Raw genomic sequence first — 12,414 nt, 5'->3', positions numbered from 1 at the left:
GCGACTGCCTAACATGAAAAGTGTAAGACTAAATGCCGCATTTGTGGAAGTGGAAATGAGTGAAAGACTAAAATCCACTTTGCCCCCATCAAAGTGGAAATAAACTTTTCACTTCAGCGCGTATAAAGATGCGCAGAGTAGATAAAGGTTTTTATAGACGGCTTTTGAAGCAAAATGTATAATCAAAGTATCTTTGATCAAAACCTATGAAAGGACGGATACTGCCATGAAATGCCCTTACTGTGGTCAGGAGACTCCTGACGACTCCACCTTCTGCGCCGAGTGCGGCGAAAGACTGGATGACATGCCCCTGGACCCCTCCCTCAATCTTCCGGAGGACCCGGACGAGCGTAAGCCCCGGAGAAAGAAAAAACCCCCCCTGCTGATAGCGGCCGGCGCGGCATTCCTTGTGCTCGCCATATCCGGAGCTGTATTTTTCTCCATCCGCACTCCCGAAAAGGACTCCTCCGGAGGCCAGACCGCGGAGGCAGAGAAACCCGCAGGGGATGACACGGAGGCTGAGGATGGGGCCGCCCCGGAGACAGAGGAGGATATAGACCCCTCTGACGCGGATTTCAACCTGACGACCAGTGGCCAGCTCCGCCTGGATGGATATATCAGGAGCGCAGCGGGAAACCAGAAGCTCCTCCGCTGGGATGACGGATTGTCCTTTTACGGGAGAAATCCAGATGGAACGGAAATCCTTCTGGAGGACATAGACAGGGCCTCCATTGACGACTCCCTTCTCCCGGATGGCATGCTGGATGAGCTCAGCTCCAACCAGAAGGTCCGGGTTGACGGACAGATGTACATTGACAGCGGCGAGCTGTACATCATGCCCTATGAGATTTCTGACGGGGACGGGAAGGACCTGATCGCGGCTTACGAGAAGAGCCAGTCGGAGCCTGAAGATGACTCTTCTTCCACTGATACCGCCGCTGGCGGCTACATCCTTCCCCAGAGCAGCGCCCGGCTCCTCACAGAGAGCGACTTAAGCGGCCTGTCTCTCCAGGAGGTCAACTATGCCAAAAATGAGATTTACGCGCGCCACGGGCGGATGTTCAACTCCCGGGAGCTCCAGGACTATTTCAACAGACAGAGCTGGTACAGCGGGACCGTCTCCCCGGAAGCCTTCAGCGAGTCTGTCCTGTCTGACGTGGAAAAGCAGAACGCACAGTTCCTATCCAATGCGGAGTATGCCATGGACCCCAATGGGTATCGGCTTGACGCAAATTGATATAAAATGCACAACTCTCCTGCCGGTAGATTGCCTTCCGTGCCATACGAGGGGTAAAATAGGCGCAGGAGGTGTAAACAGATGTACCAGATCGACAATGAAAAGTTCGGACAATTTCTGAGCGACCTGCGAAAAGAAAAATCCATGACACAGAAGGAATTGGCCGACAGGCTGTTTGTCTCGGATAAAACCGTCAGCAAGTGGGAACGGGGAAACAGCATGCCCAATGTCACACTGCTCATTCCCATCGCTGACGTACTGGGGATAACTGTAACAGCGCTTTCATAAAAATGCCTGCAAAAAAGGCAAAAAAACCCGGGGCAAAAAAATATCAAAAAAATTAGCACTCACCTCTTGCTGTGGAGCGGGTGGTTTTTCCCTGTGGTGTCAGAGCCCGTGGAGCCTTATTTTACAAGGGTTCTGCGGGTTCTGTCTTTTTGTCTGGGAGTGTCAAATGGTGTGGTTTTTTGCGGAAATGGTGTAGTAAATGGTGTAGTGGGGTGACTTCGGAAGATACGGAGAGGGATGAAAAATAAGGGGATAGCGAAAAGTAGGAGGATTTGATAAAATTAAGAAGAAAATGTATGAATGACCGGAAATTAATGAATTCGTATAAGAACGATAATGAGAAGGAAAAATCATATTTGAAAAAAAGATAAAGTGATAATTTTATCCAACATAGCGGAGTACTTGATATGATTCTATAGAAATAAACGAAGATAATATTCAAGATTTAGGACTGTCAAAGAAAGCGAGGTGTCAGGATGACCATAGAAGAAAATCTTGCAGGGGAATCTAAGAATGTGGAGTTCAAAGAGAGCCTGCCGGAGAAAAGCATCAAATATATGAAGTCTGTAGTTGCATTTGCAAATGGTATCGGAGGGGAAGCATTTCAGTTTGTTCTGCGAAATATTCACCTGGGAGCTACCATTGTGGGGATTTATCGCCAGGATGTTTATGAGATTCCACCGGATGCTATTCGTGAGTTGATTATCAATGCCATGGTGCATCGTAGTTATTTGGATCATGGTACGATACAGGTTGCGGTGTATGATAACCGCTTGGAAATCACTTCCCCGGGAAAGCTGCCAATGGGACAAACTATGGAGCGTATGAAAGAAGGCTATTCCAAAATCAGAAATAAAGCTCTTGCTCATGCCTTTGCGTATATGAATCTGATCGAGCATTGGGGAAGCGGCATTCCGAGAATTTTTGATAAAGTAAAAGCTGCCGGACTGCGGGAGCCGGAGTTTATTGGCGGCGAGGTTGATTTACGTATTAATATCTATCGTGGACAGGTTGAAACCAAGGATCATAATGACTTTATTAATGCCAATAAAGTGCCAGATACTACGGGGGAAGTGCCGAATAGTGCCGATGGAGTGCCGGATACTGTTGAAAAAGTACCGGATAGTGCGAAAAAAATGCCGGATACGATGGCGAAACTGCCGGATAATGAGCAGGAGCAGCAGATTTTTAAATATGTATTGAAAAATAACTTCATTACGACAGCCAAGGCAGCAGAGCTTTTAGGAGTAAAACAGCGTAGAGCAAGAGCTGTTTTAATGAATATGGTTGAGAGTGCTTATTTGAGAAAAGAGGGCGCGGCACGAAGCACAATTTATGTAAAAAATGCGGAAGGGAGATAATGCCGCATGGATACAGACAAAGTAATGCAAGACCTGTCTGGTTAATGTGTCCTTACTTATCCGCTAATTATGTCGCAGACTGTCCGCCGAATATGGCACAGGTGTCCGTTTACAAGGCCGAACGGACCGGAAGGTGTCAGAGCCCGTGGGGTCTTATTTTACAAGGTTTCTGCGGGTTCTGTCTTTTTGTCTGGGAGTGTCAAATGGTGTATTTTTTTGCGGAAATAGTGTAGTAAATGGTGTAGTAAAATGCAAGATAAAATTTATCATAGAGGCATTGCATACATAGGGTGGCTTAAGGAGCCGGTCGCAGAGTCTTCCCTGAAAACTGGAGCAATATAAAGTACAGCGCCTGCTCCTGCAGCGAGAGCAGAGAAAAGAGCAGGCGTTGTTTCCGCACAGTCCCTGGACGTTGCAGTCCTCATAAAAAACGCATTCAGATCTTCTCCTGTTAGAGGAGTCATGATAATGAGGGACAAGGAAACGATGACGGCGTATTTCTTTAGAGATAGTGGAAGAAGACTTTGCCAGTTCTTTAGCGATCCGGGAGAAATTTGCGCCCTGTTCGATCAAAGTTTCGATGCGGATCCTATCATCAAGAGTAAGATGTTTACGATCACCAATATGATTAATAGCCATAGTAAGCCTCCAATCTAAATATAAAAAATTTCAGAGGCTTCTGTATCCAGTTTTAACCCCCCTGCAAAAAATTTTCAAAAATCAGCACTCAATAGTTGACAGTGCTGATAATAAGTGTTATAGTACAACTAGAACAAATGAAGAGGGTTCAAAAAGGAGCCTCGCTCCGGCAGTCTGGACCGCTTCCGATGTTCTGATAACTCGACACCTCGGATTTCTCCGACAGTGCTAACAATTGCAACATATGATCTTTTGAAAGGAGATATGACTTATGATGATGCCTAGTATTTTTGGAGAAAACTTATTTGATGACTGGATGGACTTCCCATTTGACGATGATCTTGACAGATACTTCTTTGGCAAGAAGAACCCGTTATATGGAAAGCATGCTAAAAATATGATGAAGACCGATGTGAAGGAGACGGACGGCAGCTACGAGGTAGACATTGACCTGCCCGGATTTAAGAAGGATGAGATTAACGCCAAACTGGAGAACGGATACCTTACCATCTCCGCCGCCAAGGGACTTGACAAGGACGAGAAGGATAAGAAGGGCAAATACATCCGCAGGGAGCGCTACGCAGGCGCCATGAGCAGAAGCTTCTATGTGGGCGAAGGCGTGACCCAGGATGAGATCAAGGCCAGATACGAGGACGGTATCCTGAAGCTGACTGTTCCGAAGAAGGACGCAAAGGCCGTTGAAAAGAACGACTACATTGCCATCGAAGGATAATTTTCCAAAGGATTTTTCCCGGAGGATGATTTCCCCGCAGATGGAATGGGCGGTTCCCGCAAGGGAGCCGCCTTTCTTATGCCTTATTTTATCATTCCATAGCAACAAAAAACAATTCAGATATGCGAGCCTGCGACAGATCATTTCACCCCATTTTTCTCTGCCGGCTTCACGGTTAAATAGGAAGTTCCAGATAGATATCCTTTCCTTCCTTGATAGAGATCACAACCTTACCGCTCTTGATGGTCGTAACTGCTCCCTGCATGCTGGCAGCTGCCTCCACTGCCGCTGCTGCCGGCGTTTCCTGGGCTGTCTCCTCCTGCGGCGCTTCTTCCTCGCCGTTGTCGTCCTTGTATCCCTCCACATTGTCTGGTGTAAGCGGACATAAGGAGTCGCTTGTCTTGGTAAGTTTTGCGCCAAGCACCTGTTTGATCTTCAGGCATCCGTCCAAAGACAGCAGTCCGGAGTCAACCAGCTCGTCAAAAATAGCAGGATCTTCGAGGTTTGCGGGCTCGATGGTGATGCCTGCCTCCGCCCTGCAGCAAAGCACTGCCGGATCATTTTCATGCTGTTTTGCGGTTTCCGCTGTAATTGACATTTCCATTACCTCCTATTGCTTTTCTATCTCTAAGTATAGTAATTTCGGAGCATAAAAGCCAATTGATTTTACACATGCACTTATAGATGGCCTCTATCACTGTGCCTGCCGCACATCCTCTCCCTCATCCGGTCTGCCTGCCGGATATCAAAATAGGGAAGAGTCTGCGCCATGTCCCCCGCTCCCGCCAGGAGGTGGAGAGTCCCCTTGCATATCCCGCAGGCGCGGGCTATAAAATTCTGCTCCAGGGTCACGTGCTGCACATTCGCATACCTGACAGCCACCACCCTGCGCCCGAAACAGCCGGAGGCGGCCTTGACAAAGCCGTCACTCATGACAAAGCCGGAACTCTGATAGCGCAGGGCAAGGACTACGGGACCGGCTGCCGCGAGGAGAACGAGGCCGGCTGCCGCCACCCTGTGATACAGCTGTATGTACTCTGCCGGAACATACCCCGGCAGCCACAGGAAGGCCAGCGCGCCCGCCACAGCCAGGCATATCTCATATATGGCAAGAGGCCACATCCAGGCCGCCCAGGCGGACCGGGGCTGCCTTTGGACCTGCAGGGCCGCGATATCGACAAACTCCGGCAGGATGGTTCTCAGCTTCTCGCACACCTCTCTCTCTGAGCCGTAGAGGATGAGAAAGGAATTCTGCTCCCCCTTGTCATCCCCCATACCTACATTCACGATCTCCGCCATGTATTTCCCCAGCAGGCGGGCGATCAGCGTCTGGCGCAGCTTCAGTGCCTGTATCATGTCCACGGGGATGGTGTACTCCACCTTCTTCAGCACGCCGTAGCGGATACAGATCCGGTCCCGCTGCCGCTTCACCCGGAAATCCAGATACCGCACAAAGTCCTTCACAATGTCCCACACAGCGGACAGGATGATGGCGATGGCTGCCAGGAAGCTCACCGCGGACCGGAGGAGGGAGTCCAGGACATGCTCCTCTCCCAGGGCCTCCGCCGCCATGACCACAGCGCCCACAAGGCCCAGTATCACAGCCAGGAGAGACAGCACGCTCATGGAGCAGACGCCGTGGCGGATGATGTCCCCGGAGCCGGCCCGGAAGTCGTAGGTCTCCTCTTCTTCACCCGGTGCGGCCGCTGCCGCCCGCTCCCCTCTCAGCAGGGACTCCACCTCAGCCCTAAAGGCCTCCGCCTTCGCCTTTTTCAGGACAATGGTCACATCCGTGCTGTTGGCAGTAGAAAGGCTCCCGGTGTCCAGCTTGACCTTGCAGGTCCCCATGAGCATCTCAAACAGATTCTGCTCCAGGTTGATATTGGAAATATTTCTGATACCAATGGTGTTCTGTGAACCATTGAGCGTGTGCTTGTCAATGACAATGGCCTGGTCCTGGATAGATATCCACGTCTTTGACCAGGTCCACATAGCCTTCCCAAGGCTGACAGCCAGAAGACCGAGACAGATAAAAAGCCCCAGCAGGGCTCTCCTGTCCGCCAGCAGGGAGCCTCCCACGTCCAGCAGCTCGTCCGCGTTCTGGATGAAGATGCCCGCCAGGACCGCCAGCAGGGCATAGGTCCCGGCTCCCACCCGCTCAGCCACCACAGATACATGATTTCTGAACCTTCTATTCTCTTCCATGGTCCGTCTCCCGCCTCTCTTCTCTCTGCTCCACGACGATCTCATTGATCCGCTTCTTGAGAGTATCCGCAATCCGCTCCGCCCGCTCTGTGTCCAGAAAGGCGATGGTCACGTCTCCTCCCGCCGTGGTGACGATCACCTTCGCCACCCCGAAGGCCCGGTCCAGAGGCCCCGTCTTCATCTCCAGCTTGTGGAGTCTCTCGATAGGGACAATATGCCTCTTCACGAAGAGGTAGCCCTCCTCAATGTCTATGCACTCCTCATTGATGCCGTACCGGTATCGGCAGAAGCGGAACCAGGGGCTGACGCACACATCCGCCAGGATCAGAAGGACCGCTGCGAGAGAAATCCATTTCCCGGCGTCAATGTCCTCCGGAAATACCCAGAAATAATCCACAGCTCCGATGACAGCCAGCAGGATGACCCCTGTGACCGCCCCCGCCGCGTACATGCAGCGCAGAGCATTTTTTGACAGCTTCTCGTATACCATTTTCCTTCCTCCCTCTGTATTGCTTTTGTCGCTTTATACTATCACAATAATACAGTCAGGTCAATCCATTCTCATTTCTTAAAAAAAATGTTAGAATTATGAAGAAAAAAACTCATATCCATCTGCTATACTGCATTTGAAAACAAAAACGGAGGGGATTTTCGATGGAACAATACAGCATTTTAGTGGTGGACGACGACCGGGAGATCGTCCGCTCCCTGGGCAAGCTCCTGGAGCTGGAGGGCTACCGGGTGCTGACGGCCTTTAACGGCATGGAGGCCCTGGACCGGCTGGAGACTGACACGGTCCACCTGATCCTCCTGGACGTGATGATGCCGCAGCTCAACGGGCTCTCCGCCCTCATGCGCATCCGCCAGAAGCACAACATCCCTGTCATCATCCTGTCTGCCAAGACAGAGGAGAGCGACAAGGTCTCCGGCCTCACCATGGGGGCTGACGACTATGTGACAAAGCCCTACAACACGGCGGAGCTGATGGCCCGGGTGCGGTCCCAGCTGAGAAGGTATTTCTCTCTGGGCTCGGCGGCAGGGGATGGCAATGTCTCCGGCAATGTGCTGAAAAACGGCGGCCTCCTGCTGGACCGGAACGCAAAGCAGCTCACCGTGGACGGGGAGCCGGTCCGGCTGACAGCCACAGAGTACAAGATACTGGAGCTCCTCATGGAGCACCCGGGCTACGTCTTCTCGGCAGAGCAGATTTACAGCCGGGTGTGGCAGGAGGACGCCTACGCCGGCGAGAAGACGGTGATGGTCCACATACGCAGGATACGGGAGAAGATCGAGATTACTCCGAAAAACCCAAAATATTTAAAGGTGGTGTGGGGAATTGGCTACAAGATTGAAAAATATGATTAAATCCGCAGCAGAAAAACTGAAATCTGTCTCTGTCTGGGCGAAGACCGCCTTTGTGCTCTGGCTGCTGGGCGGCGCTGTGGCCTCCTTCGCGGCGTACAGGTTCATTTACCAGCACAATTTTTACATCAGGTGGTACAGCGTCTCCTACTCGTCCCCCCTCTGGGCAACATACGCCCTGAGCCTTGGACTCCTGGCGGGAGCGGCGCTGGCCGCCTATCTCTACCTGCATTTTTTCCGCTCCAGAGCGGATGGCTGGAAAAAGCTAAAAGTGCGGGCCCTGGACCAGCTCAGCGCTGAGCTCTTGCTGGCCGCGGCCATCCTCACAGGATTTCTTTGGGTGGGGGAGCTAAGGTCCGTGGTCTTTCAGTCCGAGTCCCTGGCAGGCTTTTTCGTCTTTTACGGTCTGGAGAGCCTGACACTTGGCTGCGCGCTCCTCTTCTTCCCCCTGGCCCTCCTCTTTCTCGGCTGCCTCATCCTGCTGATACGGCGCCGTCTCCTGGGCATATGGGGGGACACCTCCTGGATATCCAGGCTGTACCGGAGGTGGCAGAAGGCCACTCCCTTTGAGAAGCAGCTGCGCACAAAATATCTCCTGTCCTACACCCTGATGGCAGGGGGCATCCTCCTTGGCATCGTGTGCTTCTATCTTCTCTCCACCTGGTATGGCGCAGACGAGCTGATCATCCTGGGTCTTATCAGCGAGTTCCTCACCTTTCTGGCAGCCGCATGGGCCTTAAACAACCGGCTCTACACAGATCTGGGGCAGCTCCTCGGGCAGATAGGGGCCATGGCAGGCGGGGACCTGTCTGTCCGCACCTCCCTGGATGCCAGGTCGGACCTGTATCCCGCCTCCTGCCAGCTGGGAGAGATAAGCGAAAGCCTGCAGACCATCCTGGATAAGCAGATGCGGGCGGAGCGGATGAAGATCGACCTTATCACCAATGTGTCCCACGACCTGAAGACCCCCCTGACCTCCATGATCGGGTACGTGGACCTCTTAAAGCAGGAGCCCTTGAGCGACGCAGCACAGGATTACGTGGAGGTGCTGTCCTCCCGGATGGAGAGCTTAAAGGACATGATACAGGACATCTTTGACCTGTCCAAGTCCACCAGCGGCACCGCGGAGCTCCACCTGGAGACGCTGGACATGAAAAAGCTGCTGGAGCAGACGCTGGGGGACATGGAGGACGCCATAAAGAGCAGCGGCATGGTCATCCGTGAGGCTATGCCTGAGATGCCCCTCAAATTCACAGGGGACGGCAAAAAAATGTACCGGGTGCTCCAGAACCTGATCGGGAACGCCCTGAAATACTCCCTTGCCGGGACCCGCATCTACATCATCGCGGAGCGGCGGGCCTCCCAGGTCCAGGTCACCATCAAGAACACCGCTGCCTACGAGATGGATTTTACCTCGGAAGAAATTATGGAGCGGTTCGCCAGGGGAGACAAGTCCAGGAACACGGAGGGACACGGCCTTGGCCTTGCCATAGCGGAAAGCTTTGTAAAGAACATGAAAGGCGGGCTGCAGGTCACCGTGGACGGCGACCAGTTCAAGGTACAGCTCACCTTTCCTGTAGTGGAGGAGACGAGGGTGATGGCGTGACAAGCGCCATGGCCTTCACCCTACAGCTTCTCCCATCCTTCTTTTATCCTGCACTCCAGCTCCTCAAAGGAGCGAAGACCGCCAAGAGCGTCATAGGCCTCCACGCAGCTGGCCCCTGTGGCCGCTGCCAGATGGAGGCTTTCTTCTATGGAGCGCCCCTCCATCCGGGCCTTCAGGAACGCCGCGATGCTGGTGTCCCCGGCTCCCGTCCCGGAGAGCACTCTCTCCGGTTTATAGCTTCTCTCAAAAATCTCTGTCCGCCCGTCCGTGAAATACATGCCCGGCGTTCCGCATTTGATCAGAAGGCGGGAAGCGCCCATGTCCAGAATTTTCTCCGCCAGGGGCCGGATATCCTCCTCCACGCTGATGACAGAGGTCACGTCCCCGCCTGCTGCCCGGGTCAGCCACTCCTCATAGCGGGGTCTGTCCGCCATAAAGCAGAGTTCCTCCACGCTGGGAACAAAGTAGTCCACATAGGGGAGCACTTTTTCCAGGATTTTCCCCCAGTCTGCCTTCCCCGCGTCAGAGTCCGGGTCCACGGCCGCCATGTCGAGGGAGGTGGTAAGGCCCGCCTCCTTCACCCGGCGGAAGATGCCTGCCAGCTCCTCCCCCTCATCCTCGTACATGTGACGCATGATGGGGGGATAGCCGAAGTGGAAGAAATCGGCCTCCGCAATTTTTTCAAAATCCAGGTCCTCTGCCCGGAAGGTGTCGTTGGCCCCCGGGTTGTGGAGGAAGATGCGGTCCGTCCCGGGAGGAGCGATGACCACGGAGTAGGAGGTGCTGCTGTCCTCTGACACCAGCATCCCGCCCTCCGCGCCGCAGCCTCTCAGCCGGTCCAGGACGATCCGCCCGAACTCGTCGTCCCCCACCTTTCCCATGAGCTCCACGTCCGCCCCCAGCACCTTCAGCGCCAGGCCTGTGTTGGCCACAGCGCCGCCGGTGCTGATGCTGACATCCTTCATCTGGACCAGCTTCCCGGGGGTCAGGACGCTGGAGAGGGGCTGGGCCTTCTCAGAGGCAAAGACAGGGGTGATATCCAGGCAGATGTGGCCCGCCACAATGATCTTTCCCGCCATAGGCTCACCTACCCTCTTCCCGCGCTTCCGAAGACGCGCATTTTCTTCATGGTCTCCTGCTTCACCGCCTCCGTTATCTGGTTCTGGATGTCGGTGAGGCCGCAGCCCTGGCTGTAATTGTCGTAGGCTGCCTTTGCGGCCGCGCAGTTGATATCTGTGAAAATATTGATCTTGCTGATGCCGTTTGCCACGCAGTTTTTAAAATCCTGGTCAGAGAGCCCGCTGCCGCCGTGGAGGACAAGCGGGACGGGAACGGTTTCGGCAATCTGGGCCAGGCGCCCGATATCCAGCTTGGGCTTTTCCTTGTAGGCGCCGTGGGCTGTGCCGATGGCCACCGCCAGGGCGTCCACCCCGGTGCGCAGGGCAAAGTCCCTTGCCTGGTCCGGCTCTGTGTAGATGCTGTCGTCCCCGGCGCTCTCGTCGTTGGCGCCCACGTGCCCCAGCTCTCCCTCCACGGAGGCCCCGAACATGGACGCGATCTTCACCATCTGCGCCACCCGGGCGATGTTGTTCTCATAGGTGTCTGTGGAGCAGTCGTACATGATAGAGGAAAAGCCCAGCCGCAGGGCCTCCACGATCTTCGTGTCCGTCAGGCCGTGGTCAAAGTGGAGCACCACCGGGACAGAGGCCTTCTTTGCCATGGGGACAAGGAAATAGGCCAGCTCCTCCAGGCTGGCGTAGGGCAAGAGCACTTCCGCCGTGCCGATGATGACCGGGCTTTTCAGCTCCTCCGCCGCTCCCAGGACGCCCTTTGCCATCTCCAGGCTGACGGTGTTGAAAAGTCCCACGCCGTATTTTTTCTCACGGGCATCCTTTAAGACTTCTCTCAGTGTAACAAGCATTTTTCTCCTACCTCCCTGTCTGGTCGATGCCCATGAGCAGGTTCATGACATACATCTCAAGAGCCTCAAAATCCCTGTTCTCCACGCATTTCTTCTGGAAATCGTAGTCAAATCTCTCCACCTTTTCCTCCAGAGCCTTGAAGATATTCAGGCTGTTCTCCAGGTGCTTGTAGCTGTCCTCGTCCTTTGTGGTGCGCATGGCCTTTACATCCAGTCCCACGTACTCGCCGTGGCTGCCGTAGCCGTTCTCCTTCAGCACCTTCACCTGGTTGAAGGCAGCGCGCAGGTTCTCCACGCCAAAGGTCTTGTCCTGGTCGTAGCGGATGCCGTTCTGGTCATTGAGATGCACGGTCATCAGCTTGCCCATGGCCATGGCAAATCCGATCTCGTGGGCCGGGTCCAGGCCTGCCAGGATGGCGTGAGCGCTCTCCAGGTTTCCTCCCACTCTGGAGGGGTCGATGGTTGCGGCCGAGATGGCCATCACATGGCCCATGGTGCCGCAGATGCTCCTGTCGATGGGCTCGTTTGGCTTGGGCTCAATGCAGACCCGGATCTTCGGGTCATACTCCAGCATCTTGTTGATGGCCTGGATGAGCATCTTCGTGGCCCACACAGGGGATTTGCTCTCCGCGCAGAGGGTGCCCTCCCTGGCCAGCCAGAGGACCACCATGTCTGTCCCCAGCTCGTTGGCGATGTCGATGGAGCGGTAGGCCCTCCACATGGCATAGTCCCTGTCCTCCCTGGAGGTGCTCATGAAGCCGCCCTCGATGGTGTGCCCGTCCATCCAGAGGCGGGGAGCCACGAACTCAGCCTTCAGCCCGTACTTGTCCAGCGTCTTCTTCAGCTCTCTTGCCTTCTCCTTGATCTCCTCCTCTGTGTAGTCGTTGATGTTCGGCACAGCGTCGTCGTCGTGGAACTGCACGGCGGAGAAGCCCAGCTCTGCGAATTTCTTAAACTTCTCCTCGATGGGTATGGTCTTTCTTGTAGCCGGCCCGTAGGTGTCCGCTCCTTCGTGCACATTCCACGGTCCCACTGAAAATTTAAATTTTGTCATCGTCTCTT

11 protein-coding genes and 2 pseudogenes are annotated in these 12,414 nt (G+C 54.1%); 6 read left to right on the top strand and 7 right to left on the bottom strand.

The features are described 5' to 3' along the window. Window positions 1–226: 226 nt before the first annotated feature. The 3 genes and pseudogenes from B5E62_RS12350 to B5E62_RS12340 all read left to right on the top strand — a co-directional run. Window positions 227–1,237, top strand: a complete 1,011-nt coding sequence (locus B5E62_RS12350; RefSeq protein WP_087174847.1) for a YARHG domain-containing protein — start codon at window positions 227–229, stop codon at window positions 1,235–1,237. An 81-nt stretch (window positions 1,238–1,318) separates the two neighbouring features. Further along, window positions 1,319–1,525, top strand: a complete 207-nt coding sequence (locus tag B5E62_RS12345; protein WP_242957902.1) for a helix-turn-helix domain-containing protein — start codon at window positions 1,319–1,321, stop codon at window positions 1,523–1,525. Window positions 1,526–2,121: 596 nt separating this feature from the next. Continuing rightward, window positions 2,122–2,886: pseudogene (locus B5E62_RS12340) on the top strand (ATP-binding protein); the annotation flags it as partial. 153 nt (window positions 2,887–3,039) lie between these two features. Here B5E62_RS12340 and B5E62_RS17765 read toward each other — a convergent pair. Further along, window positions 3,040–3,525: a helix-turn-helix domain-containing protein gene (locus tag B5E62_RS17765; protein WP_087174845.1), complete on the bottom strand. Its 486-nt coding sequence runs from the start codon at window positions 3,523–3,525 to the stop codon at window positions 3,040–3,042. Window positions 3,526–3,796: 271 nt separating this feature from the next. On the opposite strand from B5E62_RS17765, the gene B5E62_RS12330 reads away from it, so the two are divergent. Further along, window positions 3,797–4,258: an Hsp20/alpha crystallin family protein gene (locus B5E62_RS12330; RefSeq protein ID WP_087174844.1), complete on the top strand. Its 462-nt coding sequence runs from the start codon at window positions 3,797–3,799 to the stop codon at window positions 4,256–4,258. Between the two features lie 178 nt (window positions 4,259–4,436). On the opposite strand, the pseudogene B5E62_RS12325 reads toward B5E62_RS12330, so the two are convergent. From B5E62_RS12325 to B5E62_RS12315, 3 genes and pseudogenes are all read right to left on the bottom strand, one after another. Continuing rightward, a pseudogene (locus B5E62_RS12325) lies at window positions 4,437–4,856 on the bottom strand (D-proline reductase (dithiol) proprotein PrdA); the annotation flags it as partial. An 80-nt stretch (window positions 4,857–4,936) separates the two neighbouring features. Beyond that, window positions 4,937–6,463, bottom strand: a complete 1,527-nt coding sequence (locus tag B5E62_RS12320; RefSeq protein WP_162610305.1) for a PH domain-containing protein — start codon at window positions 6,461–6,463, stop codon at window positions 4,937–4,939. Then, window positions 6,450–6,953 carry a PH domain-containing protein gene (locus tag B5E62_RS12315; protein WP_087174841.1) on the bottom strand — a complete coding sequence of 168 codons (504 nt, stop codon included), beginning with the start codon at window positions 6,951–6,953 and terminating at the stop codon, window positions 6,450–6,452. Before B5E62_RS12315 ends, B5E62_RS12320 begins: the two co-directional genes overlap by 14 nt. A 164-nt stretch (window positions 6,954–7,117) precedes the next feature. On the opposite strand from B5E62_RS12315, the gene B5E62_RS12310 reads away from it, so the two are divergent. Both B5E62_RS12310 and B5E62_RS12305 read left to right on the top strand, forming a co-directional pair. Next, window positions 7,118–7,828, top strand: coding sequence for a response regulator transcription factor (locus tag B5E62_RS12310; RefSeq protein ID WP_087174840.1), 711 nt, complete (start codon window positions 7,118–7,120; stop codon window positions 7,826–7,828). Then, window positions 7,800–9,431 (top strand): sensor histidine kinase, encoded by a 1,632-nt coding sequence (locus B5E62_RS12305; protein WP_143468868.1) that lies wholly within the window; start codon window positions 7,800–7,802, stop codon window positions 9,429–9,431. Before B5E62_RS12310 ends, B5E62_RS12305 begins: the two co-directional genes overlap by 29 nt. A 20-nt stretch (window positions 9,432–9,451) precedes the next feature. On the opposite strand, the gene B5E62_RS12300 is transcribed toward B5E62_RS12305, so the two are convergent. From B5E62_RS12300 to B5E62_RS12290, 3 genes are read right to left on the bottom strand one after another with little or no spacing between them, the layout of a single operon-like run. Next, window positions 9,452–10,510: a carbohydrate kinase family protein gene (locus B5E62_RS12300; protein ID WP_087174838.1), complete on the bottom strand. Its 1,059-nt coding sequence runs from the start codon at window positions 10,508–10,510 to the stop codon at window positions 9,452–9,454. 8 nt (window positions 10,511–10,518) lie between these two features. Then, complete coding sequence (locus tag B5E62_RS12295; protein WP_087174837.1) at window positions 10,519–11,352, bottom strand: class II fructose-bisphosphate aldolase; 834 nt, start codon at window positions 11,350–11,352, stop codon at window positions 10,519–10,521. A 7-nt stretch (window positions 11,353–11,359) separates the two neighbouring features. After that, window positions 11,360–12,406 (bottom strand): TIM barrel protein, encoded by a 1,047-nt coding sequence (locus tag B5E62_RS12290; protein ID WP_087174836.1) that lies wholly within the window; start codon window positions 12,404–12,406, stop codon window positions 11,360–11,362. Window positions 12,407–12,414 lie beyond the last annotated feature (8 nt).

Source organism: Lachnoclostridium sp. An118, assembly GCF_002160985.1.
Classification (GTDB): domain Bacteria; phylum Bacillota; class Clostridia; order Lachnospirales; family Lachnospiraceae; genus Claveliimonas; species Claveliimonas stercoravium.
This window is presented reverse-complemented; position numbering and strand designations above follow the sequence as displayed.

Bases quoted from the DNA above. Each gene is read 5' to 3' on its own strand.
- B5E62_RS12310 (WP_087174840.1), top strand. From the start codon at position 7,118: ATGGAACAATACAGCATTTTAGTGGTGGACGACGACCGGGAGATCGTC.
- B5E62_RS12295 (WP_087174837.1), bottom strand. From the start codon at position 11,352: ATGCTTGTTACACTGAGAGAAGTCTTAAAGGATGCCCGTGAGAAAAAA.
- B5E62_RS12330 (WP_087174844.1), top strand. From the start codon at position 3,797: ATGATGATGCCTAGTATTTTTGGAGAAAACTTATTTGATGACTGGATG.
- B5E62_RS12320 (WP_162610305.1), bottom strand. From the start codon at position 6,463: ATGGAAGAGAATAGAAGGTTCAGAAATCATGTATCTGTGGTGGCTGAG.
- B5E62_RS12345 (WP_242957902.1), top strand. From the start codon at position 1,319: ATGTACCAGATCGACAATGAAAAGTTCGGACAATTTCTGAGCGACCTG.
- B5E62_RS12290 (WP_087174836.1), bottom strand. From the start codon at position 12,406: ATGACAAAATTTAAATTTTCAGTGGGACCGTGGAATGTGCACGAAGGA.
- B5E62_RS12300 (WP_087174838.1), bottom strand. From the start codon at position 10,510: ATGGCGGGAAAGATCATTGTGGCGGGCCACATCTGCCTGGATATCACC.
- B5E62_RS17765 (WP_087174845.1), bottom strand. From the start codon at position 3,525: ATGGCTATTAATCATATTGGTGATCGTAAACATCTTACTCTTGATGAT.
- B5E62_RS12350 (WP_087174847.1), top strand. From the start codon at position 227: ATGAAATGCCCTTACTGTGGTCAGGAGACTCCTGACGACTCCACCTTC.
- B5E62_RS12315 (WP_087174841.1), bottom strand. From the start codon at position 6,953: ATGGTATACGAGAAGCTGTCAAAAAATGCTCTGCGCTGCATGTACGCG.